Here is a 25,229-nt window from a genome sequence, read left to right as displayed (position 1 = left end):
TTGGTGCTGGGGGCGGGGGGTGTCACTTGCCCGCGCTGACGGGGTGCCGCCGCGCCCGCCCTCCCCCACTCTCGGCTTCGCTCGAGCGGGGGGACCCCCATCGCCCCAGCGGCACGACTGCCCGCGGCTGGGTCAGTGTCGGCAGCACCCGCGGCTGGGGGCCTCTCCAACGGGGGCCGCCCATCCCCGCCCAGGGGCGCGGGGAACTGCGCGACCGGCCCGCCACCGCCCGCGGCCGAACCACTACCCGCATCCGAGCCCGAGGCTCCCGAACCTTCCAGCGAAGGCTGTGCATCCCCACCCAGGGGCGCGGGGAACTGCGCGACCGGCCCATCGCCGCCCGCAGGCGAAGTACCGGCCGCGGCCCCCTTCGCCCCCTTCGCCACGACGCCGAGCAGCGTGTCCGCGTCGACCACGCCGACGCACCGGTCCCCGTCCACGACGCGCGCCGGAACGCCGGCCCCCGCCACCGCCTCGATCGCCTCGGCAACCGTTGCGACCGGGCTGACCGCAGGTCCCGTCAAGGCCTCCCCGTCCTCCGTCGGCCTCATCGCGGAGCGAACCGTCATCACCTGCTCGCGCGGCACGTCCCGGACGAACTCCCGGACGTAGTCGTCGGCCGGGTTGCCGACGATCTCCTCCGGGGTGCCCAGCTGGACCACCCTGCCGTCCCGCATCAGGGCGATGCGGTCGCCGAGCTTGAGCGCCTCCGACAGGTCGTGGGTGATGAAGACCATCGTGCGGCCCTCCTCACGGTGCAGGCGGACCACCTCCTCCTGCATGTCCCGCCGGATCAGCGGATCGAGCGCGCTGAACGGCTCGTCGAAGAGGAGCACCTCGGGATCGACCGCCAACGCCCTCGCGAGGCCGACCCGTTGGCGCTGGCCGCCGGACAGCTGGCCGGGGCGGCGCTGCTCCATGCCCTCCAGGCCGACCTTGGCCACGACCTCGGCCGCCCGCGCACGCCGCTCGGACCTGCCGACGCCCTGGATCTCCAGGCCGTACGCCACGTTGTCGAGGACGGACCGGTGCGGGAGGAGCCCGAAGTGCTGGAAGACCATCGCGGCCCGGTGCCGGCGCAGTTCCCGCAGCCGGCCCCTGTCCATCGCGCGGACGTCCTCGCCGTCGATGGCGATCCGGCCGGCCGTCGGCTCGATGAGCCGGGTCAGGCAGCGGACCAGGGTGGACTTCCCGGAGCCGGACAGGCCCATCACCACGAAGACCTCGCCCTTGCGCACGTCGAAGGAGACATCGCGGACCGCGGCCGTGCACCCGGTGCGGGCGCGCAGGTCGGCGGGTGCGAGGCCGGTCAGCCCGGGGTCCGCCGGGACGCGGTCGGCCTTGGGGCCGAAGACCTTCCACAGGCCCTCGACGGAGAAGACAGGGGTCGTACCACTCATCACGCACCGCCCTTCAGGAGGTCCACGGCCTTCTCGCCGACCATCAGCACTCCGATCATCGGGTTCACGGCCGGCATGGCCGGGAAGACGGAGGCGTCGGCGATACGGATGCCGTCCAGGCCACGGATCCGCAACTCGGGGTCGACGACCGCCAGTTGATCGTCGGTCGCGCCCATCTTGCAGGTGCCCGCCGGGTGGTAGACCGTGTGCGCGACCTTGCGGGCGTACTCGCTGAGCTCGGCGTCGCCGAGGATCTCCGGGCCGGGGCACACCTCGCGCTTCAGCCAGCCCGCCAGCGGCTCGGTCTTCGCGATCTCGCGGGCGAGGCGGATGCCGTCGACGAGGGTGCGGCCGTCGTAGTCGTCCTCGTCGGTGAAGTAGCGGAAGTCGAGCGCGGGCTTCACGGACGGGTCGGCGCTGGTCAGGTAGAGACGGCCGCGGCTGCGGGGCTTGGGGATGTTCGGGGTCATCGAGACGCCGTGCGCGGGGCGTTCGTAGCCCAGGCGCTCGGGGTTGTCCGTGAACGGGACCTGGTAGAAGTGGAACATCAGGTCCGGACCCGCCTGTTCGGGGTCGCGGCGGACGAACAGGCCCGCGTCGGAGTCCATCGCGGAGTTCTCCGGGATCGGGCCGTTCGTCTCCCAGACGATCACCGACTCGGGGTGGTCGAGGAGGTTCTCGCCGACGCCCGGGAGGTCGTGCGCGACCGGGATGCCGAGGGCTTCGAGGTCCGCCGCCGGGCCTATGCCCGAATGGAGCAGCAGGCGCGGGGAGTCGACGGCACCCGCGCACAGGACGACCTCGTTGCGGGCCCGTATCAGCAGGTCCTCGCCGTCCTTGGTGCGGACGTGCACACCCTCGGCACGGGTGCCGTCCAGCTCCAGCCGGTACGCCCAGGTCTCGAGGAGGACGTGCAGGTTGGGGCGCTCGTCCAGCACCGGGTGGAGGTAGGCCACCGACGCGCTCGACCGCTTGTTGGTCTCGGGGTGGTAGGCGAGGTCGAAGAAGCCGACGCCCTCGGTGAACGGCCGCCGGTTGAACCCCTCCACGCGCGGTACGCCCAGCGCCTCCTGGGCCGCGTCGACGAAGTCGCGGGCGATGGCGTTCCGGTCCTTCTCGTCGACCGGGACGATGTTGTTGAGGAGGCGGGCGTAGTAGGCCTCCATCGGCACCGCGCCCCACCCCTTGGCTCCCGCCGCCTCCCACTCGTCCCAGTCGGAGGGCAGCGGCTTGAAGGAGATGAGGGTGTTGTGGCTGGAACAGCCGCCCAGCACCCGGGCTCGGCTGTGCCGGATGTGGGAGTTGCCGCGCGGCTGCTCGGTGGTCGGGTAGTCGTAGTCCAGCTCGCCGCCGAGCAGGCCCATCCAGCGGCGCAGGGTGAGGACGTCGTCGCGGCCGACGTCGCTGGGGCCGCCCTCGATGACGGCGACGGTGACGTCCGGGTTCTCGGTGAGGCGGGAGGCTATGACGGAACCGGCGGTTCCGCCGCCGATGACGACGTAGTCGTAGGTGTGGTGGGACATGGGGGGGGTGCTCCAAAGGGCTTACAGGCTCACTGGCTCACTGGCTCACTGGCTCACTGGCTCACTGGCTCACTGCGAGGCTTCTGGCGTACGGCGGTCGGGAGGGCTCAGCCGGCGAACCAGCGCACCGGCCTCGGCGCGAGGTTCTGGTAGACGTGCTTGGTCTCGCGGTACTCGGCGAGCCCGGCGGGTCCCAGCTCGCGGCCGGTCCCGCTCCTTCCGAAGCCGCCCCACTCCGCCTGCGGGAGATAGGGGTGGTAGTCGTTGATCCACACCGTGCCGTGCCGCAGCCGCCCCGCGACCCGGCGGGCCTTCCCGGCGTCCGTGCTCCAGACGGCGCCCGCGAGTCCGTACTCGGTGTCGTTGGCGAGGGCGACCGCCTCGTCCTCGGTGCGGAAGGTCTCGACGGTGAGGACCGGGCCGAAGACCTCCTCGCGCACGACCCGCATCTCGCGGTGGCACTGGTCGAGGACGGTCGGCTCGTAGAAGTAGCCGGTGGCCGGGCGGTCGGCGGACGCTTCGGGGCGCTTGCCGCCCGCGCGCAGCACCGCGCCCTCCGCCAGCGCCGACGCCACGTACGCCTCGACCTTGGCGCGCTGCTGCTCGGAGACGAGCGGGCCGCACTCGACGCTGTCCGCGGTGCCCCGGCCGAGCCGGATCCTGGCGGCCCGGCGGGCGAGTTCGGCGACGAACCGCTCCCGGACCGGCTCCTCGACGATCAGTCGGGCGCCGGCCGAGCAGACCTGGCCGCTGTGGATGAACGCGGCGTTGAGGGCCTGGTCGACGGCGGTGTCGAAACCTTCCTGCGTGGCGCAGGCGTCGGCGAAGACGACGTTGGGGTTCTTGCCGCCCAGTTCGAGGGCGACCTTCTTGACGGTGGGCGCGGCGGCCCGGGCGACCTTGGTGCCGCTGACCAGACCGCCGGTGAAGGAGACCAGGTCGACGTCGGGGTGCTCGGCGAGGCGGGCGCCGACGGTGTGACCGGGGCCGGTGACCAGGTTGGCGACTCCGGCGGGAAGCCCGGCCTCGGCGAGCAGTCCGATCAGCGCGACCGTCGTCAGCGGGGTGAGCTCGCTCGGCTTGACCACGAACGTGTTGCCGGCCGCGAGCGCCGGGGCGATCTTCCAACTCGCCTGGAGGAGCGGGTAGTTCCAGGGCGTGATCAACGCGCAGACGCCGACCGGTTCGGATACGACGACGCTGTGGACGTCGGCCGAGCCCGCGTCCACCACCCGGCCCGCGCCCTCCGCGGCGACCAGGTCGGCGAAGTAGCGGAAGGCGTCGGCGACGCAGTCGATGTCGACGCGGCCCTCCGCCACGGTCTTGCCCGCGTCCCGGCTCTCCAGGAGACCGAGCTGTTCGCGGTCGCGCACGAGGAGGTCGGCGACCCGGCGGAGCAGGGCGGCGCGCTCGGCGACGGGGGTCCGGGGCCAGTCGCCGGTGTCGAAGGCGCGCCGGGCGGCGGCCACCGCCGCCTCGGCGTCCTTCTCGTCGCCCTCGGCGACCACGGTGAAGGGCAGGCCGTCCGCGGGGTCGATGATCTCGCGTGTCGCGCCGGAGACCGCTGCCAGCCAGTCGCCTCCGGCATGGATGGTCGCTCGTGCCGTACTGTCCGCCATGATCGGTATTGCCTTCCGTTCCTGTTCGGTGCCCCTGCGTGACGTTCGGGTCACACTCGGGGACCGCCGGCACCTGCCCTCGACCTCGCATTGCATGCGCAATCAGCGGTCGAAAGTGTGCGGCGTCACTGAACAGTCGGACAAGACGGCACAAACCATCCAGAGAGGGCGATGACCCTCGTGTTCGTGTTCGAGCTCAGGGCGTCGTGCTCGCCGACGCGGCGGGCGTGGCGTGCCGGGGCCCGTTCTTGGTCGAGATCTGGCCGACGAGCTCCCAGAAGCAGACCAGGGCGGTGACGGGCGGAATCCCGAAGATGACTAAGGACAACAGCGCATGGGAGGAGTGGCTGATACACAGGGCCACGGCCACGACGGAGGCGGCCAGCACGACGCACCAGGACCGCCGCGCGCTCCGGCGCTGCGCGGTGGCCCGCAGGACGGACAGCGCCGCCACGAACCACGGGCCGTAGACCGTCAGCGGCCAGTACTGTGCCAGCCCTCCGGGGAGCACCGACGAGGCGATGCCGCGCAGCTGCGCGTAGGAGTAGCAGAGCGACCAGGCGAGCATGGACACCGCGCACAGCGAGACCGTCGCGATCAGGAGCGTGATGTGCGTGACGCTCCGGCCGCCGTCGAGCAGGTGGGAGTCGTGGCGGACCCGATGGCGGACCCGCCGACGGCTGCCCCGGCGCTGGGCCGGCACGTCCAGCAGGGTGGGGGCCGCGGTCACACCGGTCGGTGCGGACAGTATCTGCGCCAGCTCCTCGACCGGGTCCCAGTCGCTCGGCGCGACGTCCGGCTCCGGGGCACCCCAGGCGTGGTCGTAGAGACCGGGATGGTCGTAGAAACCGGTGTGATCATAGAGACCCGGCCCCGAGTCGTGCTGAATCCCGTCCATCGAATACCTCCGCACCCTGCCTCAGAACGCTCCGTACAGATCTGCCATGGTCCGCCGATATTCAATTTCCATCGCATTGATTCTCTTCAGGAAATCATCGAGCAGGTCCGAGCATGAGGTGATATCCATACCACCGGGCCAACGGAGCACAGTTGTCGGATGATCTTCGGCTGCGCACCAGTCCAATCGCGTCACGGTCACCTAACGACCGTCGGACGGGGCGGGATTTGGAGCGTTCGGGGGAATTCAGTCACCCGGAAGAGAAGTTATAGAATGCCCGTCGGCTCACAATTGAAGAATCTGTGAATATGCGCGGGATTGCGCTCCGGGAATACTGAATTTAAATGAACGGCGACGTGACCGGTGCGGGGAGGCGGTGCGGCGGCCCGTGACTCAGTCCGCCGCCGGGTCCGCGTCGCAGGTCGTGTCCGGCGGGCAGAACCAGTCCACCGCCGTCGTCAGGTAGGCCAGCTCGTCGTCTCCGCCGTCGGAGTCGGGGCCGTAGGAGGCGATGGCGTAGACCCTGCCGTCCTGTGCGACGAACCGCTCGTCGTACACGTGCCAGGTGCCGATGTCCGGCTCGCCGCTGATCGTGCCGGCCACGTACTCCAGTCGGGCGCCGGTGAACGGACCGCCGTCGAGGCTGGTCAGGCCGAGCTCCTGGAAGCCGTCCGGCTTGGGGGTCTCGTCGGAGAGGTAGAGCTCGAAGGAGGCGTCCGGGGAGGCCTCCGCGACCTGGTAGACCTGCAGCCGGTGGGTGCGGTCGGGGCTGCGGTAGTTGACCACGTCGAACCCGTACGAGGAGGCGACGGCGGACCGCGTCCACCCCTCGGGGGTGGCGACCCGGAAGCCTTCGGTGTCCTGGCGCAACTGGTACCCGGCCGACGGTGCGGGGGAGCCGGTGTCCGTGGACGGCTCCCCGCCCCCGGTACCGGGGGCGGAGGGGGTGGGGGTGACGGGGGCGGAGGGGGTCGGGGTGACGGAGACGGCGGCCGTGGCGGGCTTGCGGCCGTCCCCCTTGCCGACCACCAGCGTCAGCACCAGGCTCGCGGCCACACCGACGACGGCGGCCCCGACGACGACGGACCACACGGTCCTACGGCCGGGCAGCCGTCCCCCCACCGCCGTCACCCGAGGCGGCTCGGCGGGCGCCCACTGACCGGAGGACGGCCGGGAGACCCCGCCCCCACCGCTCCCGGCACCCCCCGAGGCGACCACGGTCTCCGCGGCAGCCTCCCCGGACGCCCAGCCGCTCCCCCCGTCCGACCACCACTCGGCCGCCGGAGCGGGGGCGGGGACCGAGGGCGGAGCCGGTACCGGCGGTGTCGTGGCGGGGGGCGGGGGTGTGGGCATGGGCATGGGCGGGGGTGTGGGTATGGGCGCGGGCGTGGGTGCCGGGGCGGGGGCGGTGGATCCCTCCTCCCAGCGCTGGGCGTCCTCGTTCCAGTGGCGTGTTCCCCCGTTCGTCATCGTCGGCCTCTCAGATTCCGAGCAGACCGGCCAGGGCGCCCGCCGAGGCCAGGACGTTCAGGAGGGCCTGGGAGTCGGTGAGGAGTTCGCGCAGGCGTTGCCGGCGGGTGGGACCCGCCTGGCCCGTGCTGGTGATCTCCTCCTCGGTCTCGGCGAGCGCCGCGCCCAGCGCCGCGGTCTGCTCGGTGCCCCGCACCCGCTCCAGGTCGGCGCGCAGCTCCCGTACCGCGGCGAGGAGTTCCTCGTCGGCCCGGTCGGCCCCGGCGCCGTGGTGGTGGCTCTCGGCATGCGCGTGGCTGCCGATGGCGAACGTGCTTCCCGACACGCTGCCGAAACTGACCTGCGGCTCGTCACCGGCCATGGGTGTCGGCCCCCTTCTCCTGTACGACGCTGCCGGCGGTGGCGTGGCTGCCGACCGCGAACGTGGAGCCCTCGACCCGGCCGATGCTCACGTCGTTGCTGACATTGACGATCTTCTGGACGAACTCGCCGGTCTCGTACCCGGCGTCGGCGAGCGCGGCCCGTACGCCGTTCGCCACCCGGTCCTGGATGCTGCGCAGATAGCGGGCCACGTCCATCTCCTGGAAGTGGGAGCCGACGTCCACCGCGGCCAGCTCGCGCACGGACAGCGCGGGCCCCTCGGGCAGCGCGCCCGCGTGGCCGCCGGTCAGCAGCCGCCAGACGTACACCGCGCCCCGGCCGAGCTGGACCAGCGAGCGGCCCACGGAGCCGGGGAGCAGGACGAGCGCGGCGGCGGTCTTGCCGAGCCGGTTGTTGTTCCGGAACCGGTGGGCGACCCGGTCGGCCTGCTTGAAGTCCGCGCGGACCGGCGTGAGGACGTGCGGGGCGATCTCCAGGACGAGCATCCGGCCCTGGGTGTGGACGCGCACGAACACCGTGACGACGAGCTCCTCCTCCCAGCCGTCGACCCGGATGCGCAGGAAGTGCCGGCGCTTCTCGGCGCCCTCCTCGACGGCCCGCGCCCGGTGCTCCTCGAAGGCCTGCGGGGTGTAGGGCGCCTGCTCCCGGCTGAGCAGCCCCTCGGCCGGGAGGAACACGCACTCGTCGATCTCCAGCTGGCGCAGCCGGTCGCGGGCGCCGGGGCCCGCGTACTCGGCGGGGATGCGGAGCCGTTCCAGCAACGGGCGGATCCGCTCCAGGACGGCGCGGTTGCTGAGCGGCAGGTGCTCCTTCTTCAGCTCGTCGGGCCGCAGCTCGACGGCGAGCACCCAGGTGCTGTAGGCGGTGCCGGCCCCGCAGAACGGATCGGCCTCGTTGTACATGATCAGCGGGGCGTGCTGTTCGGTCCGGATGCGCTGCCTGAGCCGCTGGAAGCGGGCGCTCTCGGTCTTCTCCGCGGGGTCGTTCGCCGCGTCCGGGAAGCGCTGCGGGGAGAGTTCGCCGGCCAGGGCCCGGCTGAACCGGGTGCGCTGGGCGTGCCCGCACAGGGCGACGCCGGCCAGCACGGCGAGCGCGAGCCAGGCGTGCCAGGGCTTCGCGAGGCCGCCGAGGTCGCCGCTGCCCGGGACCAGCAGGTCGGCGAGGCCGGTGGAGTGCGAGTAGCCGGAGCCGTAGGAGCCGTCGTCCGGGTACGACTGGTACGAGGTGCCGCTGTCCGAGCCGCCGCCGAAGGCGATGACCAGGGTGAGGACCAGGGCGGTCGCGAAGAAGACCCGGCCCCACCAGCGGACCAGGAAGGCGCCGATCGCCCGGTAGAGCGGCGGCACCACGGTGAGCCCCTGGATCCAGGGGGCGACGGCGAGCGCGATGCCGGGCAGCAGGAAGAAGGCGAGCAGCCAGCCGCTGAGCGGCAGTCCTACCGCCCACAGGCCCAGGATCGCGGCCGCCCACAGCAGTTCCTGGCGGCGGGCGCGCAGCGCGTGGGCGAGGACGCGGGCGGCGTCGAAGCCGAGCGAGGGGGCCACGAACCGCTGTTCGTTGAGGTCGAGTTCCTCGATGACCCGGTCCCGGTAGCCGGGGTCCAGGTAGGCGCCCGCGCACAGCAGCCGGGTCGCCTCGCTGGCGTACGGCGGCACGGCCGGCTGTGCGGGCGGTGCCGGCTCGGGCGTCGCCCGCTGCGGTTGTTGCGGCACGTAAGCAGTGCTCACGCCATCCCCCGATGCGTGTGAAATGCGGTGCTGGACGTCAAGTTGACGAGCCATCAGCATAGGGGGGCGACGGTGACCGGCGGAACGGATTTGCCGGAAGGCACCGCTGGTCAGAAGTCGGCCGGCGGTCATGCCCCGGAGGCTGCGGGCCGCCGCCGGCAACCGCCCCGGAGCCGCCGGACCTCAGGTTCCGGCGTCGGTCATCACCTCCCTGACACAGCGCCGCAGCCAGGCGTGGGCCGGGTCGGCGTCGTGCCGAGGGTGCGGCTCATGGCGGGCTCGGACAGGTGCAGCCGCCGCGCGGCGCCCTGCACGCTCTCCTCCTCCAGGAACACGTCCAGCGCGACCAGCAGGTTCAGGTCGAGGCCGGCGGGGGATCCCGCGGATTGCGTCATACGCACTCGCCCCTTGCAAAGGTTGCACTGGAAAGCAGGTCGGCGCCGAGCCTACGGTGACAGGGCAGCCCACACCACACCCACCAGCTCCCCGGGAGGAGCCGTGCCCTCGCACGCCCTGAAACGCCCTGTCCTGCTCGTGCTGTGCGCCTCATGCCGCTGACGATCGGCATGGCCCTGGTCCCGAGGCTCGCCGCCCGCTGGGCGGGCCGTCCGCGCGCGGTCGTCGGAGCCGGACTCGCCCTGATCGGCCTCGGCCTGCTCGGCGCCTCCACCGTCGACGCGGCCACGCCGTACTGGACGTACGCCTGCTGGCTGGTGGTCATCTCGGCCGGCACCGGTCTGTCGATGCCCGCCCTCACCCTCGGCGTGGTCAGCTCGCTCCCGTCGCACCAGGCGGGGCTCGGCTCCGGGCTCGGCACCACGGCGCGCGAGACCGGCGCCGCCCTCGGGGTCGCGGTCACCGGCACGATCCTGTCCGCGCACGGCGACCTCGGCTCCGGGATGGGCCCGGCCCTGCGTACCGTCGCCCTGCTGGTGCTCGCGGCGACGGCGCTCGTGGTGGCCGGCCACGGCGACCGCACCTCGACACGTACTATCGCGTCCGACCCGGAACGCGTACTATCGCGTTCTACCGGCGCCTGAGCAACTCCCCCCGTACCCCGGCCCGTTGAGGAGCCCCCGATGCCCGCCCTCCTGAACCCCGTCCTCGACCTGCTGACCCTGCGCGGCACCGTCACCGATGCCGAGCAGATCACCGCCCGGATGCGCCGGCTGCGCATCGACGGCGACCAGCTCGCCGGCCTCGACGTCCGGCCCGGCCAGCAGGTCCGGGTCCTGGTCACCGGGCTGACCCTGCGGACGTACTCGGTCTGGCAGTACGACCCGTCCGGCGTCGTCGAGCTGTGCGTCCTCGACCACTCCGAGGGCGGACCGGGCGCCCGGTGGGGCCGGACCGTCGGGAAGGGGGAGCAGGTGCGGCTGCGCAGGCCGGAGGGCACCTTCACGCTGCGCCCGGACGCCGCCCACCACGTCTTCGTCGGCGACGAGACGGCCGCGGTCGCCTTCGGCGCGATGCTCGCGGCACTGCCCGGGGAGGCCCGCGTCTCCGGCTGCGTCGAGACGGAGACGGCCGCCGACCGGCTGCCGCTCACCCACGCGGAGCGCCTCGACTGGGTGCTCCGGACCGAGACCTCGCTGCCGGAGGCGGTCCGGCGGCTCGCTCCCGAGCCCGGCGGGGTGGCGTATGTCGCCGGGGAGGCGCGGGCCGTGCAGGAGGTGCGGAAGGTGCTGGTCCAGGAGGCGGGGTGGGACCGGCGCGCGGTCCTCACCAAGCCGTTCTGGACGCCGGGGAAGCGGGGGATGGAGTGACGCCCGGCAGCCGGGCGGACGGGAACGGGCCCCGTTCCGGAGGAGTCCGAACGGGGCCCGTGAGGTGCGGGGAGGCTCAGATGAGGCCGAGGGCGCGGACCGCCTCGCGCTCCTCCGCCAGCTCCTGCACCGAGGCGTCGATGCGGGCGCGGGAGAAGTCGCTGATCTCCAGACCCTGGACGATCTCGTACTTGCCGTCCTTGGTGGTGACCGGGAAGGAGGAGATCAGGCCCTCCGGGACGCCGTAGGAGCCGTCCGACGGGATGCCCATGGAGGTCCAGTCGCCGTCGGCGGTGCCGTTGACCCAGGTGTGGACGTGGTCGATCGCGGCGTTGGCCGCGGAGGCCGCGGAGGACGCGCCACGGGCCTCGATGATGGCCGCGCCGCGCTTGGCGACGGTCGGGATGAACTCCTCGGCCAGCCACTTCTCGTCGTTCACGACCTCGGCGGCGTTCTTGCCGGCGACGGTGGCGTGGAAGATGTCGGGGTACTGGGTGGCGGAGTGGTTGCCCCAGATGGTCAGGCGCTTGATGTCGGCGACCGTGGAGCCCGTCTTCTTCGCGAGCTGGGTCAGCGCGCGGTTGTGGTCGAGGCGGGTCATCGCGGTGAAGCGCTCGGCCGGTACGTCCGGGGCGGCGGCCTGCGCGATCAGCGCGTTGGTGTTGGCCGGGTTGCCGACGACCAGGACCTTGATGTCGTCCGCGGCGTGGTCGTTGATGGCCTTGCCCTGCGGCTTGAAGATGCCGCCGTTGGCCTCCAGGAGGTCACCGCGCTCCATGCCCTTGGTGCGGGGGCGGGCACCGACCAGAAGGGCGACGTTGGCGCCGTCGAAGGCGACGTTCGGGTCGTCGGAGATGTCGATGCCCTGCAGGAGCGGGAAGGCGCAGTCGTCGAGCTCCATGGCGGTGCCCTCGGCGGCCTTGAGCGCGGGGGTGATCTCCAGGAGGCGGAGCCGGACCGGCACGTCCGCGCCGAGCAGCTGGCCGGAGGCGATGCGGAAGAGCAGGGCGTAACCGATCTGGCCGGCCGCGCCGGTGACGGTGACGTTCACGGGAGTGCGGGTCATGGCGTTCTCCGTATGACAGCTGGCGGTGGGCGTCCTTGCCCTGGGTGCCCTGGGGTGCGGACGTACAAATGATCGATCTCTTGGTATCAAGAGATCCACCGGTCAGGCTATCGCGCATCAAGGATGCCGGAGGGCGAGGGGTCCGTGTGGCTCACCCCACAAAAGAGGCGGCCGCCTGTCCGGGAGAGGTGGGACAGGACGGCCGCCACTCGGGGGTACCGGTATCCGGACTCCCGTGGGGGGATACGTGTCGCGTGCCCAGACAGGAGGCGGGCATTCCTGTGTGCCGCCGATTTCTTCGCGGGCCGGCATTGTGCGAGGTCCGGGGGCTGCCGCCCCCGGGTCCCCGCTGTCGGCCTCCGGGCTCGTCCGCGAACGCCGGACGGCCTGACATTCGGGCCTACGTCGTGCACCCCGTCCGCCCCGAGGCCAGCGTGGCGCAGGCCTTCGCTGCCGCCGCGTCCCGCACCGCCACCATCGGCGTGTACGCGATCGTGTCGCCGGCGGCCGTGATGTCGCCGCGTTCCGTGGTGGTGCCGGCCGTGACCCGGACCGAGTCGCCCCGGGCGGCCCCGGTGATACGGCCCCACGCGGCGCCGCAGGTCCGGCTGTAGCGGACCTCCAGGGTGGTCGCGCCGACCGTGACGGTCTTCGCGGTGGTCACGAGGTCGCCGCTGCACCCCATGGCCTCCGCGTCCTTGCCGGTGCAGCCGGCGCCCGCGCACTTCACCCCGGCCGGGAGGTCGCTGCCGGTGGCGGTGGACGGGGTGGCCGAGGCGGCGTTGCCCTGGTTCTTCCTGCCGCCGCCGTCGCCTCCGGTGAAGAAGAGGACCGCGGCGACGACCACGACCACCCCGACGACCCCGGCGAGGAACATCGTCAGCCGCCGCCTGCCGCCGCCGGGCGGGGCCGGGGGCGGGGACGCGGCCGGGCCGCGGGAGCCAGGGCCCTCCCGGCGGTTGGCGTCGGGTGCCGTCGGCTGGGGCGGGATGGTGGGCGAGACGCCCGCCGGTCCGGCGATCCCCGGCATCGCCACCGCGCTGCCCGTCCGGCGCCGCGCCTTGCCGCCGCCGGAGGAGGAGGACGTGGCGGGCGGTGCCCCGAACTCCCCCAGCGCGGCCCGCGCCTGGGAGATCCGGATCGCCTCCATGGTCATGTCGTGGCGCATCTCCGAACGGCTCCAGGCCCGTTCGGCCAGCTCCCACATGGTCGTGAGGTGGACGGGATCGGTCTCGGTGACCTCGGCGAGCGCGACGACCGCGCCCTTCGGCGCCAGCAGGCGGCCGCTGAGATAGCGCTCCCAGGACGTCCTGGCGTAGCCGGTGCGGTCGGACAGCGCCGCGACGCTCAGGCCGCTGCGGTCCACGAGCCGCCGCAGCTGGGTCGCGAACTCCTTGACCTGCGGATCGAGTTCGTCCGGCAGGGCTTTCCAACGAGGCATTGCTTCCCCCCTCTTCCCCCGGTCCTCTTCCCCCGGTTCGGTGCCGTGTCTTCCCCCGCGCTTCCCCTCGCGCGGTGCCCCCCGCGCCGGTCCCCGTCTGGCTACCCAGCGGGATGCGGCGGCCCCGGGGAACAGTCCCCGGGAAGGGGGCGCACAGGAGCACTGACCCGTCCGGCATGCACCGTTGCACGCCGACCGCCGTACGGTCCAACGGGCCCTCGGCTCGTCCCGAATGGACACGTTAGCCCGGTTGTGAGTCGACTCCGTGACATATCCGCGAACTTGTCAACACATCGACACACCGGTCATCCGGCCGTGACCTCGCAGGTCACAGCAGGTCACAGGGGGCGCACCTCACCCGAGAGCCACCGCACCGACGACGGCCACGAGGAGCAGGGCGAGCAGCAGCAGGACCGCGTACAGCAGCAGGCGGCCGTGCGGGCGGGGCGCCGGGTCCTGTTCCGGCCGGTCCCACCACGGGAGGGTCGGATCGTCCTCGTACCCCTCCGCCTCCCCCGCGCCCGGCGGCCGGTCCGGGTCCGGCGCGGTCGCCGGGCGCGGCCAGGCCTCGACGGCGAGCTCCCAGCGCACGGCGTGCCGTTCGGCGTCCGTGTCGGCCAGGCCCGCGACCCGGCACAGCGCGACGACGGCCTGGCGGGGCGGTGGCTGCACGGCGTTGAGATAGCGCTGCCAGGAGGACTTGCTGTACGCGGTACGGGCACCCAGCGCGACGAGGCTGAGGCCGGTGTCGTCCTTGAGGAGCCGCAGCTGCTCCACGAAGTGCCGCACCTCCGGCGGGAGCCCCTCCGGCAGCGGCTGCCAGCCGCCCATCACGCACCTCCACGGCCTGCCTCGTTGCCAGTTCGTTGCCAGTTCAGAGCGGGTGACGACGGCGGGCGGCCCGCCGGTTCCCGCAGGCAGTGGCAGTGCGGGCGGCCCGTACCGGAACTGTCACCTCTCTGCCACAGCCGGTGGACAGCCGTTGAACAGCGGCCGCGCGGTGGAAGGCTGATTCCCGACAGCGGTCCGTCCTGCTCGGGGGAGGGGACGGGCCGCCTTTCGGCCAGGGGGAGTCTTTTCAGCGCCGTCCACGGGAGCGCCCCGAAGGGGCGCCGGGGTACCCCCGGCCGAAGGCTGGGGGAGGAACTGCGCGACCAGCCCCCACGCGCCCACACCCGAAAGCGAGAGCGAACCCGAACCCTTCAGCTCTTCATCGTGAAATGAAGCGTGTCCTTCAGATACGGGATCACCAGCCACGGCTTCGGCTGCGCCATCAACGCCAGCAGCACGATCGCCAGCCCCAGCACCCCGTACGTCGCGATGTCCGTGAACCGCGACCGCACCGCGAGCATCCCCACGCTCGGCAGAATCCACCGCATCACCGCCCCGGCCAGCAGCGCCGCCCCGATCAGCAGCGCGCCGACCCGGAACTGGTCCAGCGAGGTCAGCAGCAGCCCGACCGCGACGGTCGACAGCACCACCAGCATCGGCCACTGCCGGGCCGGTGCCGGCAGATCCCCCGACGCGGCCCTGCCGCCCCCTTCGGGGCGCGCCGTGTCCCGGGTGAACAGCGGGAAGCGCCGGGTCGCCCGGCGCCCCGCACTCTGCTCGTGACCGCGGTCAGCCGACACTGCGCTCCGCCGCCTCGACCACGTTGACGAGCAGCTGCGCCCTGGTCATCGGCCCGACACCGCCGGGGTTCGGCGAGAGCCACCCGGCGACCTCGGCGACCCCGGGGTGCACGTCCCCGACGATCTTGCCGTCGGCGTTGCGGGAGACACCGACGTCGAGGACGGCGGCGCCCGGCTTGACGTCCTCGGGGCGGATCAGGTGCGGGGAGCCGGCGGCGGCGATGATGATGTCGGCGCGCTTCAGGTGCGACGCGAGGTCCCGGGTGCCGGTGTGGCACTGGGTCACCGTGGCGTTCTCGCTGCGCCGGGTGAGCAGCAGCGGCATCGGGCGGCCGATGGTCACGCCGCGGCCGACGACCACGACCTCGGCGCCCTTGATCTCGACGCCGTACCGGCGCAGCAGGGTGAGCACGCCGTTGGGGGTGCAGGGCAGCGGCGCGGGCTCGCCGAGCACCAGCCGGCCGAGGTTCATCGGGTGCAGGCCGTCCGCGTCCTTGTGCGGGTCCATCAGTTCCAGGATGCGGTTCTCGTCGATGCCCTTGGGCAGCGGCAGCTGGACGATGTAGCCGGTGCAGGCGGGGTCGTCGTTGAGCTCGCGGACGACCGCCTCGATCTCCTCCTGGGTCGCGGTGGCCGGGAGTTCGCGCTGGATGGAGGCGATGCCGACCTGCGCGCAGTCGCGGTGCTTGCCGGCGACGTACTTCTGGCTGCCGGGGTCGTCCCCGACGAGGATCGTGCCGAGGCCGGGCGTGACGCCCTTCTCCCTCAGCGCCGCCACGCGGGCGGTCAGATCGGACTTGATCGCGGCTGCGGTGGCCTTGCCATCGAGAATCTGGGCGGTCATGGCTCCATCCTCGCGGATGCCGGTCTCCCGGTTCCAGTCGGGTGTGCGGTCATGATCAATGATGTTGCACTTGCACAACACATCGCGAATCGGACTGGACAACAACTCGCCCGTACTTAACGATGAACGGCGCAGTATCGCGGTCCGGTGGGGGGCAAAACCGCTCAGTTCATGACGTACCTCCGTCCTTGTCCGCGTCGTCCCCGCAGGTCAAACGGAGGAAACCCGTCATGAGTTTCGGCGCGCCCAACAACCCCTACGGTCAGCCGCAGGACCCGCAGCAGGGCCAGCCCGGCTACGGCTACCCGCAGCAGCCCGGCTACCAGCAGGCCCCGCAGGGCGTCCCCCCGCAGCAGGGCTACGGCTACCCCCAGCAGCCGGGCTACCCGCAGCAGGGCGGTTACGGCTACCCGCAGCAGGGTTACGGCGCGACGCCGCCGTACGCGAACTGGGGCCAGCGCTTCGGCGGCACGATCGTCGACGGCCTGGTCTTCCTGGTGCCGTACATCCTGGTGCTCTTCAGCAGCAAGGCCGCGGTGCTGGGGATCATCGGCGGCCTGGCGATCCTCGGCCTCGCGATCTGGCAGCTGATCATGGAGGGCCGCACCGGCCAGACCATCGGCAAGAAGGCGCTGGGCATCCGCCTGGTCAAGGAGGCCACCGGCCAGCCGATCGGCGTCGGCATGGCCTTCGTGCGCCGTATCGCGCACATCCTGGACAGCCTCGCCTGCTACCTGGGCTGGCTGTGGCCGGCGTGGGACGCCAAGCGCCAGACGTTCGCCGACAAGGTCTGCGGCACGATCGTGATCCGCAGCAACTGAGCGTTCGCCGGTACCCCAAGGGCCGTGTCCCCCGCCGAGGGGGACACGGCCCTTGCGTTTGCGCTTCTGGTGCGGCGGCTCAGTGGAAGAAGTGCCGCGTCCCGGTGAAGTACATCGTCACGCCCGCCTTCTCGGCGGCCTCCACGACGAGTTCGTCACGGACCGAACCGCCCGGCTGCACCACGGCCTTGACGCCGGCCGCGGTGAGGATCTCCAGGCCGTCGGGGAACGGGAAGAACGCGTCGGAGGCGGCGTAGGAGCCGCGCGCCCGCTCCTCCCCCGCCCGCTCGACGGCGAGCTTCGCGGAGTCGACGCGGTTGACCTGGCCCATGCCGACGCCGACCGAGGCGCCGTCCTTGGCGAGCAAAATGGCGTTGGACTTCACGGCCCGGCAGGCCTTCCAGGCGAACGCGAGCTCCGCCAGCTCCGCCGCGCCCAGCGCCTCGCCGGTCGCGAGGGTCCAGTTGGCCGGGTCGTCGCCGTCGGCCTGGAGGCGGTCGGTGACCTGGAGCAGCACACCGCCGTCGACGGGCTTGACCTCGACCGGGTTGGCGGGGGCGCCCGGCGCCTTCAGCACCCGGATGTTCTTCTTCCTGGCGAGGGCTTCGAGCGCGCCCTCCTCGTAGTCGGGCGCGACGATGACCTCGGTGAAGATCTCGGCGACCTGCTCGGCCATCTCCTTGCTCACCGGCCGGTTGACGGCGATGACCCCGCCGAACGCCGACAGCGGGTCACAGGCGTGCGCCTTGCGGTGCGCCTCGGCGACGTCCGAACCGACCGCGATGCCACAGGGGTTGGCGTGCTTGATGATCGCGACGCACGGCTCGTCGTGGTCGTACGCGGCACGACGCGCGGCGTCCGTGTCCGTGTAGTTGTTGTACGACATCTCCTTGCCGTGCAGCTGCTCGGCCTTGGCGAGGCCGCCGCCGACGGCGTCGACGTAGAGGGCGGCGGGCTGGTGCGGGTTCTCGCCGTAGCGCAGGGTGTTCTCGCGCTCCCAGGTGGCACCGAGGAAGTCGGGGAACCGCGAGTCGTCGACCGGGGCGTACTCCGAGGCGAACCAGGAGGCCACCGCCACGTCGTACGCGGCCGTGTGCTGGAAGGCCTCGGCGGCGAGCCGCTTGCGGGTGGCGAGGTCGAAGCCGCCCTCGGCGACGGCCTTGAGGACGTCGGCGTAGCGGGCGGGGCTGGTGACGATCGCGACCGAGGGGTGGTTCTTGGCGGCCGCGCGGACCATCGACGGGCCGCCGATGTCGATCTGCTCGACGCACTCGTCGGGGGTGGCGCCGGAGGCGACGGTCTCGCGGAACGGATAGAGGTTGCTGACCACGAGGTCGAACGGCTCGATGCCGAGCTCTTCGAGCTGGCGCCGGTGGTCCTCCAGGCGCAGGTCGGCGAGGATGCCGGCGTGCACCCTGGGGTGCAGGGTCTTGACCCGGCCGTCCAGGCACTCCGGGAAGCCGGTGAGCTCCTCGACCTTGGTGACGGGGACGCCGGCGGCGGCGATGCGGGCGGCGGTCGAGCCGGTGGAGACGAGTGCGACACCGGCCTCGTGCAGCCCGCGGGCGAGCTCTTCGAGCCCGGTCTTGTCGTAGACGCTGACGAGCGCGCGACGGATGGCCCGCTTGCCGCTCTCGGCCGTGACAGTGCTCTCGGCGGTCACTGGATAACTACCTTTCGTCCCTCAATGCGATAGCCGTTGCGGGCGATCCGCCCCACGACCTCGACGAGCAGCCTTCGCTCGACGTCCTTGATGCGCTCGTGCAGAGCGCTCTCGTCGTCCTCGTCCCGGACCTCCACCACGCCCTGAGCGATGATCGGCCCGGTGTCGACGCCGTCGTCGACGAAGTGGACGGTGCAGCCGGTGACCCTGGCGCCGTACGCGAGCGCGTCGCGTACGCCGTGGGCCCCCGGAAAACTGGGCAGCAGCGCGGGGTGCGTGTTGACGGTCCGCCCCCCGAACCGCGCCAGGAACTCCTTCCCGACGATCTTCATGAACCCCGCGGAGACGACGAGGTCGGGTTCGTGGGCGGCCACGGCGTCGGCCAGTGCCCGGTCCCACTCGTCCCGGGTCCCGAAGTCCTTCACCCTGGTCACGAAGGTCGGGATCCCGGCCCGCTCGGCGCGCGCGAGCCCCTCGATGCCGGCTCGGTCGGCACCGACGGCGACGACCTCGGCGCCGTAGGCCTCGGCGCCGTTCTCGGCGATCGCGTCGAGGAGCGCCTGGAGGTTGGTGCCGGATCCGGAGACCAGCACGACGAGGCGCTTGGCCACGGGCTTGGCGGCCACGGTGGGGCCCTTTCTCGGGGAAGCGTCGGTACGGCGGCCGGACTCGCACCCGCTTTGTACATTCGTACGAGTGCTTCGCGCCCCGGGATACGGGGAAGTCTACGAAGCGGCCGACCGTCAGCAACGATACCGGCACACCGGGCGGCCCCCACGGGACGGGGGCGTGGCCGGAAGGTAGCGTCTGGGAGGTACCGAGGCGGGAACGCGTCCGGGATACGACGCGTTCACCGGGTAGGCGGTCGTTTCGGCTGCCGTGCCGATCGCCCGCAGCCATCCGCCGTATCCAGCCATCAGCTCTGTTCTGTTCATCTTGATCTAGGGGAAGACGCTCACTTGATGCCGGACCGCAGCCTGGGACTTCGCATGCTCCCCCCGCAGTCGGTACAGGGAGGGACGCGTTTCGCCGTGCTGCTGCGGGAGCGGCCGGCCTCGCCGCCGGACGCGCCCTCGGACCGGCCGAAGGGCGACCAGCAGGACGACAACCCCTTCGCCCCGCCGCCGGAGGGCACGCCGGACAGCCCGTGGCGGCCGCGCCGCCCGGCCGGTGACGACGACGGGGAAACGCCCTGGGGCAGTCAGTGGAGCGACCGCCAGCCCGGCCGGCAGTCCGGCGGCTTCGGCCAGCGTCCCGACGGCGGCCCGGGCGGCGGCGGCCAGAACGGCCCCGGCGGACCCGGCATGCGCTGGGACCCGACCGACCCGGCCCAGCGGCGGGCGCGGTACGCGCTGCTGTGCGGCATGTGGGCCTTCCTCTTCGCGCTCTTCAGCTGGCCGTACGTGGCACTGCTGCTCGGTGCCCTGGCTCTCTACTGGGGCATCAGCGCGCTCCGCGTCAAGCCCCGCAACCCGGACGAGGCCGCCACCGGCCGCCCCCAGACGACGGCGGCGATCAGCGGCCTGGTCACGGCGTCCCTGGCACTGGCCCTGGTGGCGGCCAACTTCACGGCTCAGATGGTCTACCGCGACTACTACACCTGCGTCTCGGACGCCCTCACCAACGAGGCCAAGCAGTCCTGCGACCACCTGCTGCCGCAGGAGCTGCGGGGGGTACTGGGGAGCGGGAACAGCTGACGGGACGGGGGGTGACGCGCAGCCGGGAGGGTCAGGGGCCGTCGGTGTCCTCGGCCGGCTCGGCCGGCTCGGACGTCCCGGTCGGCTCGGACAGCTTCCGCAGCGTCGTCCAGCGGGCCTTGCGCGCCGCCTCGTCCTCCCAGGGGCCGGGCGGCGGGTCGACCGGCAGCACCTCGTGCGGCTCGGCCGGCAGCGCCTCGTACCGCTCGGAGGTGTCGCCGTCGCCGTCGGCCTGATCGGACAGCAGTCCGACCACGATGACCGAGGCCGGGGTGGCGGCCGAGGCCGGAGTCGAGGCGGGGGTCGAGGTCGGGGCGGGGGCCGAGGCCGACGGCGTACGGCTCCCGTGCGTCTGCTCCTCCTCCGCGTCCTGTCCGTCCCGCGGCTTCCGCCCGGCGAACCCCAGCCATGCGGCGAGTGAGACGGCGCCCTCCCGCCGCCACGCCCGCAGCGTCAGGGCTCCCGGCAGGCCCACCGCGAGGAGCCAGCCGCCGGCCGCCGCACCCGTCTGCCACCAGACCGGACCGAAGGCGGTGAGTGCGGCGACGCCCAGCGGGCCGCCCGCCAGCTCGGCCAGCGCCGCGAGCAGGAGCGCGCACAGCAGTGCCGCCAGTGCCACCACCCCCGCCGTGCGCTCGGCCGACCAGCGCCGCCCGGCCGCCCGTGCCGCCACGAACCACGCCATCGTCGCCCCGGCCGCCACCGGCACCGCCCCGGCCGCCCAGTTCAGCGGAGCTCCGGGACCGTGCTCCGGCACGGCCGCCAGCAGCGGGAAGGGCGGGAGCAGCGGTGCCGGATGCGAGGCCAGCGGGTTCACGAGATGCCCGGCGCCGAGCGCGAAGCCGGGGCCCACGGCGTACGACGCGGACCACACCGCCGCGTTCGGGATCAGCGCGACGCAGAGGAACAGCACCGCGCACCGGCCCGTCCAGCCCTCCGTCAGCTGCAGGAACGAGGCCCGCGCGGTGCCTCCGTGCACCACCAGCGACACCGCGAGCAGCAGCGTCCCGCCCCCGAAGAACACGGCCGTCCCGGCGAGGGACGCGCGGAGGGCCGTACCCCACCGCACCCGGGTGTCGCGCCCGAGCAGCCGCCGCCGTACCGCACCCGGCAGTACCGGCACCAGGCGCAGCAGCGGTTCACGCGGACGGCCGTACGCCGTCCACACCCCGGCGCCCGCCGCGCACGCCGCGAGCAGCGGCGGGGACACCGCCACCCAAGCCCACTGGGGTCGCAGTTCCCCGCCGGACGCGTACAGGGCGGCGCAGCCGCCGACGCCGAGGTAGCCGGCGACGACACCGGCCCAGGCCGTACGGGCGCGGACCGGCGGCGGCGCGTCGGGGTCGTCGACGTCCGGCGCGTCCACCGCGTACCGCGCCGCCCGGTGCAGCAGCAGCGCCGGCACCAGGATCAGCAGCAACGGCGTCACCCCGACCGGGGCCGGTACTCCGGACAGCGTGTCGGTACGGACCAGTTCGACGCCGTGGGCGAGCAGCCACAGCGCGGCCGCGACGTGCAGCGCGCCGCCCGGGCCGCTGTCGGGGTACGGCGAGCTGACCCACAGCGCGATCGTCAGCACGGCGAAGGCGCCGAGCCCGAGTCCGGCCGCGAGCGCACCGGCCGCCAGGCTCGCGCCCAGTCCCGGGGAACGGTCGCGCACCCGGCTGAGCAGCGGCGGCGACGACGGTCGGCGGGACGGCAACGACGGTCGGCGGGCGGTCATCCGAATCACGACCGCCATGCTCCCAACGACACGCGCTTTTCCGTCGTAACCGATGAACAGCCGAAGTGTCGCTCAATATATGTTTATGTGCTTTTTCGAAGGGAGGTGCGCCCGATGACGCAGAGCCCTGCCCGTACCGACGAGGCCGGACCGTCCCCCACGCTGACGCCCGCTCAGGCCTTCGACGCGCTCTACGCGTTCTGCGCCCCGGCCCTGGTGCGGCAGGCCTACCTGCTCACCGGCCGCCGGGAGCTGGCACAGGAAGCCGTCGAGCGGGCCTTCCAACTCGCCTGGCAGAACTGGCCGCAGGTGGCCTGCGACCGGGACCCGGCCGGCTGGGTGCGGGCGGTGGCGCACGAGTGTGCGCTCTCCCCCTGGCACCGGTTCCGGCTGCGCTACCGCCGCCCCGAACCACCGCCGGCCGACGCGGCGGACCACGCGCTCCTGGAGGCGCTGCTGAAGCTGCCGCCGACGTACCGGCGCACGCTGTTGCTGTACGACGGCGTCGGCCTCGACCTGCCGGAGACCGCGGCGGAGACGGAGGCGAGCACGCCGGCGGCGGCCGGCCGGCTCACCCGCGCGCGGCGGCTGGTCGCCGACCGGGTGCCGGAACTCGCCGACCCCGCCGCGCTGCACCGCCGGCTGGCCGAACTGGCCTCGACGGAGCGGTTGCAGGCGGCCCAGCCGCCCACCGTGCGGACGTACGCCGAACAGCGGACCCGTTTCTGGACCCGGTCCGCGCTCGCCTTCACGGCGACGATCATCGCGGCGACCACCCTCACGCTGCGGACGGCGCCGACGCACTACGAGGCACCGATCGGCCCGGCCCAGGCGATCAGCGGGGTGCCGGCGGAGGTGGGGCTGGGGCCGTTGTCGGCGGGGGAGCGGGCGTTGCGGCTGAAACTGCAGGGGCTTGTTCACAACGGCCCGGAGAGACTGGTGCCGGTAGCGAGGTGAGTACGTCGGCCGCGGGCCGGTGGGGGCTGGTCGCGCAGTTCCTCCCCCAGCCTTCGGCCGGGGGTACCCCCAGCGCCCCTGACGGGGCGCTGCAGTCGCGTCGGCTTCCTAGCTGCGGGCAGTCGTGCCGCTGGGGCGATGGGGGTCCCCCCGCTCGAGCGAAGCCGAGAGTGGGGGAGGGTGGGCGCGGGCGGCACCCGGCAAGCGCCGGTGAGCGAAACGTCGGTAGGCCCGCCCCCACCCCGGGGACGGGCCTACCGACGTTCGGTCAACCGGCGTCGAGAACGACGCTCAGCCGGCCAGGATCTCGCGCGCCAGCTTCGCCGTCTCGGTCGGGGTCTTGCCGACCTTGACGCCCGCGGCCTCCAGGGCCTCCTTCTTCGCCTGGGCGGTGCCCGACGAACCGGAGACGATGGCGCCGGCGTGGCCCATCGTCTTGCCCTCGGGGGCGGTGAAGCCCGCGACGTAGCCGACGACCGGCTTGGTCACGTTCTTCGCGATGAAGTCCGCGGCCCGCTCCTCGGCGTCGCCACCGATCTCACCGATCATGACGATCAGGTCGGTGTCGGGGTCGGCCTCGAACGCGGCGAGCGCGTCGATGTGCGTGGTGCCGATGATCGGGTCGCCACCGATGCCGACGGCGGTCGAGAAGCCGATGTCACGGAGCTCGTACATCATCTGGTACGTCAGCGTGCCGGACTTCGAGACCAGGCCGATGCGGCCCGGCTTGGTGATGTCGCCCGGGATGATGCCGACGTTGGACTGGCCGACGGTGATGATGCCGGGGCAGTTCGGGCCGATGATCCGGGTCTTGTTGCCCTTCTTGCCGGCGTACGCCCAGAACGACGCCGAGTCGTGCACGGCGATGCCCTCGGTGATCACGACGGCCAGCGGGATCTCGGCGTCGATGGCCTCGACGACCGCGTCCTTGGTGAACTTCTCCGGCACGAAGATGACGGAGACGTTGGCGCCGGTCTTCTCGATGGCCTCGGCGACCGTACCGAATACGGGTACCTCGGTGCCGTCGAAGTCCACGGTCTGCCCCGCCTTGCGCGGGTTGACGCCGCCCACGACGTTGGTGCCGTCGCCCAGCATGAGCTTGGTGTGCTTCATGCCCGTGGCGCCGGTCATGCCCTGGACGATGACCTTGCTGTCCTTGTTGAGCCAGATAGCCATGGTGTGTTGTGTCCTCGTCCTGAGTGCTTACTTGGCGGCGTTTGCCAGCTCGGCGGCCTTGTCGGCCGCGCCGTCCATGGTGTCGACGCGCTGCACCAGCGGGTGGTTGGCGTCCGTGAGGATCTTGCGGCCCAGCTCGGCGTTGTTGCCGTCGAGACGGACGACGAGCGGCTTGGAGACGTCCTCGCCGCGGTCCTCCAGGAGCTTCAGGGCCTGGACGATGCCGTTGGCGACCTCGTCGCAGGCGGTGATGCCACCGAAGACGTTGACGAAGACCGACTTGACGTCGGGGTCGCCGAGGATGATCTCCAGGCCGTTCGCCATGACCTGGGCGGAGGCGCCGCCGCCGATGTCGAGGAAGTTGGCGGGCTTGACGCCACCGTGGTTCTCACCGGCGTACGCGACGACGTCCAGGGTGCTCATGACGAGACCCGCGCCGTTGCCGATGATGCCGACCTCGCCGTCGAGCTTGACGTAGTTGAGGTTCTTCTCCTTGGCGGCGGCCTCGAGCGGGTTGGCCGCGGCCTTGTCGTGCAGCTCGTCCCAGTCGTGACGGAACTCGGCGTTGTCGTCGAGCGACACCTTGCCGTCCAGGGCGATGACGTCACCGGAGGCGACCTTCGCGAGCGGGTTGACCTCGACGAGGAGGGCGTCCGACTTGACGAAGGTGTCCCACAGCCTGACCAGCACGTCGGCGACCTTGTCGGCGACCTCGGCCGGGAACTTCGCCGCGGCGACGATCTCCTTGGCCTTGGCCAGGTCCACACCGTCGATCGCGTTGATCGGGGTCTGGGCGACGGCCTCGGGGCGGGTGGCCGCCACCTCCTCGATCTCCATGCCGCCCTCGACGGAGGCGATGGAGAGGAAGGTGCGGTTGGCACGGTCGAGGAGGAAGGAGACGTAGTACTCCTCGAGGATCTCCGGGGCGGTCTCGGCGATCATCACCTTGTGGACCGTGTGGCCCTTGATGTCCATGCCGAGGATGTCCGTCGCACGGGCGACGGCCTCGTCCGCGGAGGCGGCCAGCTTGACGCCACCGGCCTTGCCGCGACCACCGACCTTCACCTGCGCCTTGACGACGGACTTGCCGCCCAGCCGCTCGGTGATCTCGCGCGCCGCCTCAGGCGTGTCGATGACTTCACCGGCCAGCACCGGTACATCGTGCTTGGCGAAGAGGTCCCTCGCCTGGTACTCGAACAGGTCCACGCGCTTCCGTCCCTATCAGTGATCTCGCGGTTCGTTGGATGCGTGGGCGTGCCGCGAAGGGCAACGTGACGTCCGCAATGTGTCACAAGGGGTGCGCACACGGTGTCCGAGCGCGCGGCATGTCCGTCTCGCAGATTATCGCCGCTCGCTGAGGGTCTCTAAATCGGGAGTCACACCTGAGCGGTGATACCTGTCACATGATGCCTGGTATCCGGGGTTC

At 72.3% G+C, this 25,229-nt stretch carries 21 protein-coding genes and 3 pseudogenes; 5 read left to right on the top strand and 19 right to left on the bottom strand.

Going from position 1 to position 25,229, the window contains the following annotated elements:
- Positions 1-350: 350 nt before the first annotated feature.
- From ACZ4UV_RS16330 to ACZ4UV_RS16290, 9 genes and pseudogenes are all read right to left on the bottom strand, one after another.
- Positions 351-1,400: pseudogene (locus ACZ4UV_RS16330) on the bottom strand (quaternary amine ABC transporter ATP-binding protein); the annotation flags it as partial.
- Entirely contained in the window at positions 1,400-2,923 is a 1,524-nt protein-coding gene (locus ACZ4UV_RS16325) for a GMC family oxidoreductase (RefSeq protein WP_390044163.1), read from the bottom strand. The gene ACZ4UV_RS16325 and the pseudogene ACZ4UV_RS16330, both read right to left, overlap by 1 nt.
- A gap of 107 nt (positions 2,924-3,030) precedes the next feature.
- On the bottom strand, positions 3,031-4,542 hold the full coding sequence (locus ACZ4UV_RS16320) for an aldehyde dehydrogenase family protein (protein ID WP_467838505.1): 1,512 nt from the start codon (positions 4,540-4,542) through the stop codon (positions 3,031-3,033).
- A 196-nt stretch (positions 4,543-4,738) separates the two neighbouring features.
- A complete protein-coding gene (locus ACZ4UV_RS16315) occupies positions 4,739-5,440 on the bottom strand; it encodes a DUF2637 domain-containing protein (RefSeq protein ID WP_390044161.1) in 702 nt (233 codons plus the stop codon).
- 21 nt (positions 5,441-5,461) lie between these two features.
- On the bottom strand, positions 5,462-5,641 hold the full coding sequence (locus ACZ4UV_RS16310; protein WP_390044159.1) for a hypothetical protein: 180 nt from the start codon (positions 5,639-5,641) through the stop codon (positions 5,462-5,464).
- Between the two features lie 192 nt (positions 5,642-5,833).
- Complete coding sequence (locus tag ACZ4UV_RS16305; RefSeq protein ID WP_467838502.1) at positions 5,834-6,910, bottom strand: hypothetical protein; 1,077 nt, start codon at positions 6,908-6,910, stop codon at positions 5,834-5,836.
- Positions 6,911-6,920: 10 nt separating this feature from the next.
- The gene (locus ACZ4UV_RS16300; protein WP_451022306.1) at positions 6,921-7,271 is read right to left on the bottom strand and encodes a hypothetical protein; all 351 of its coding nucleotides are present in this window, start codon (positions 7,269-7,271) and stop codon (positions 6,921-6,923) included.
- The gene (locus tag ACZ4UV_RS16295; RefSeq protein ID WP_451022307.1) at positions 7,261-9,018 is read right to left on the bottom strand and encodes a COX15/CtaA family protein; all 1,758 of its coding nucleotides are present in this window, start codon (positions 9,016-9,018) and stop codon (positions 7,261-7,263) included. The genes ACZ4UV_RS16300 and ACZ4UV_RS16295 overlap by 11 nt, the downstream gene beginning before the upstream one ends.
- A gap of 254 nt (positions 9,019-9,272) precedes the next feature.
- Positions 9,273-9,419: pseudogene (locus ACZ4UV_RS16290) on the bottom strand (LysR family transcriptional regulator); the annotation flags it as partial.
- Between the two features lie 144 nt (positions 9,420-9,563).
- Here ACZ4UV_RS16290 and ACZ4UV_RS16285 point away from each other — a divergent pair.
- A pseudogene (locus ACZ4UV_RS16285) lies at positions 9,564-10,058 on the top strand (MFS transporter); the annotation flags it as partial.
- Positions 10,059-10,097: 39 nt separating this feature from the next.
- Entirely contained in the window at positions 10,098-10,784 is a 687-nt protein-coding gene (locus ACZ4UV_RS16280; protein ID WP_451022308.1) for a siderophore-interacting protein, read from the top strand.
- Positions 10,785-10,860: 76 nt separating this feature from the next.
- Here ACZ4UV_RS16280 and ACZ4UV_RS16275 read toward each other — a convergent pair whose 3' ends face one another.
- From ACZ4UV_RS16275 to ACZ4UV_RS16255, 5 genes are all read right to left on the bottom strand, one after another.
- Positions 10,861-11,850, bottom strand: coding sequence for a malate dehydrogenase (locus tag ACZ4UV_RS16275; RefSeq protein WP_133028872.1), 990 nt, complete (start codon positions 11,848-11,850; stop codon positions 10,861-10,863).
- Positions 11,851-12,250: 400 nt separating this feature from the next.
- Complete coding sequence (locus ACZ4UV_RS16270; RefSeq protein WP_451022309.1) at positions 12,251-13,291, bottom strand: helix-turn-helix domain-containing protein; 1,041 nt, start codon at positions 13,289-13,291, stop codon at positions 12,251-12,253.
- A 354-nt stretch (positions 13,292-13,645) separates the two neighbouring features.
- Positions 13,646-14,122: a helix-turn-helix domain-containing protein gene (locus ACZ4UV_RS16265; protein WP_467838496.1), complete on the bottom strand. Its 477-nt coding sequence runs from the start codon at positions 14,120-14,122 to the stop codon at positions 13,646-13,648.
- A gap of 371 nt (positions 14,123-14,493) precedes the next feature.
- Positions 14,494-14,922: a DUF3017 domain-containing protein gene (locus ACZ4UV_RS16260; RefSeq protein ID WP_390044143.1), complete on the bottom strand. Its 429-nt coding sequence runs from the start codon at positions 14,920-14,922 to the stop codon at positions 14,494-14,496.
- Positions 14,912-15,766 carry a bifunctional methylenetetrahydrofolate dehydrogenase/methenyltetrahydrofolate cyclohydrolase gene (locus ACZ4UV_RS16255; protein ID WP_351497971.1) on the bottom strand — a complete coding sequence of 285 codons (855 nt, stop codon included), beginning with the start codon at positions 15,764-15,766 and terminating at the stop codon, positions 14,912-14,914. The genes ACZ4UV_RS16260 and ACZ4UV_RS16255 overlap by 11 nt, the downstream gene beginning before the upstream one ends.
- Positions 15,767-15,996: 230 nt before the next feature.
- On the opposite strand from ACZ4UV_RS16255, the gene ACZ4UV_RS16250 reads away from it, so the two are divergent.
- Positions 15,997-16,587, top strand: coding sequence for an RDD family protein (locus ACZ4UV_RS16250; RefSeq protein ID WP_351497969.1), 591 nt, complete (start codon positions 15,997-15,999; stop codon positions 16,585-16,587).
- A gap of 79 nt (positions 16,588-16,666) precedes the next feature.
- On the opposite strand, the gene purH is transcribed toward ACZ4UV_RS16250, so the two are convergent.
- Both purH and purN read right to left on the bottom strand, forming a co-directional pair.
- Positions 16,667-18,250 (bottom strand): bifunctional phosphoribosylaminoimidazolecarboxamide formyltransferase/IMP cyclohydrolase, encoded by a 1,584-nt coding sequence (gene purH / locus ACZ4UV_RS16245; protein WP_467838492.1) that lies wholly within the window; start codon positions 18,248-18,250, stop codon positions 16,667-16,669.
- Entirely contained in the window at positions 18,247-18,876 is a 630-nt protein-coding gene (purN, locus tag ACZ4UV_RS16240; protein ID WP_451022234.1) for a phosphoribosylglycinamide formyltransferase, read from the bottom strand. Before purN ends, purH begins: the two co-directional genes overlap by 4 nt.
- Before the next feature lie 336 nt (positions 18,877-19,212).
- On the opposite strand from purN, the gene ACZ4UV_RS16235 reads away from it, so the two are divergent.
- Positions 19,213-19,947: a hypothetical protein gene (locus tag ACZ4UV_RS16235; protein ID WP_467838488.1), complete on the top strand. Its 735-nt coding sequence runs from the start codon at positions 19,213-19,215 to the stop codon at positions 19,945-19,947.
- A 31-nt stretch (positions 19,948-19,978) separates the two neighbouring features.
- Here the strand turns inward: ACZ4UV_RS16235 and ACZ4UV_RS16230 are convergent, their stop codons facing one another.
- Positions 19,979-21,688 carry a cell division protein PerM gene (locus tag ACZ4UV_RS16230; protein ID WP_451022236.1) on the bottom strand — a complete coding sequence of 570 codons (1,710 nt, stop codon included), beginning with the start codon at positions 21,686-21,688 and terminating at the stop codon, positions 19,979-19,981.
- A gap of 96 nt (positions 21,689-21,784) precedes the next feature.
- On the opposite strand from ACZ4UV_RS16230, the gene ACZ4UV_RS16225 reads away from it, so the two are divergent.
- A complete protein-coding gene (locus ACZ4UV_RS16225; RefSeq protein ID WP_451022237.1) occupies positions 21,785-22,627 on the top strand; it encodes a sigma factor-like helix-turn-helix DNA-binding protein in 843 nt (280 codons plus the stop codon).
- A gap of 291 nt (positions 22,628-22,918) precedes the next feature.
- On the opposite strand, the gene sucD is transcribed toward ACZ4UV_RS16225, so the two are convergent.
- Both sucD and sucC read right to left on the bottom strand, forming a co-directional pair.
- Entirely contained in the window at positions 22,919-23,803 is an 885-nt protein-coding gene (gene sucD, locus ACZ4UV_RS16220; protein ID WP_093499555.1) for a succinate--CoA ligase subunit alpha, read from the bottom strand.
- Between the two features lie 27 nt (positions 23,804-23,830).
- The gene (sucC, locus tag ACZ4UV_RS16215) at positions 23,831-25,009 is read right to left on the bottom strand and encodes an ADP-forming succinate--CoA ligase subunit beta (protein WP_390044130.1); all 1,179 of its coding nucleotides are present in this window, start codon (positions 25,007-25,009) and stop codon (positions 23,831-23,833) included.
- Between the last annotated feature and the right edge of the window lie 220 nt (positions 25,010-25,229).

The organism is Streptomyces sp. NPDC028289 (assembly GCF_055565975.1).
Note: the sequence above shows the minus strand (reverse complement) of the source record. Positions and strands in the feature narration are given on the sequence as shown.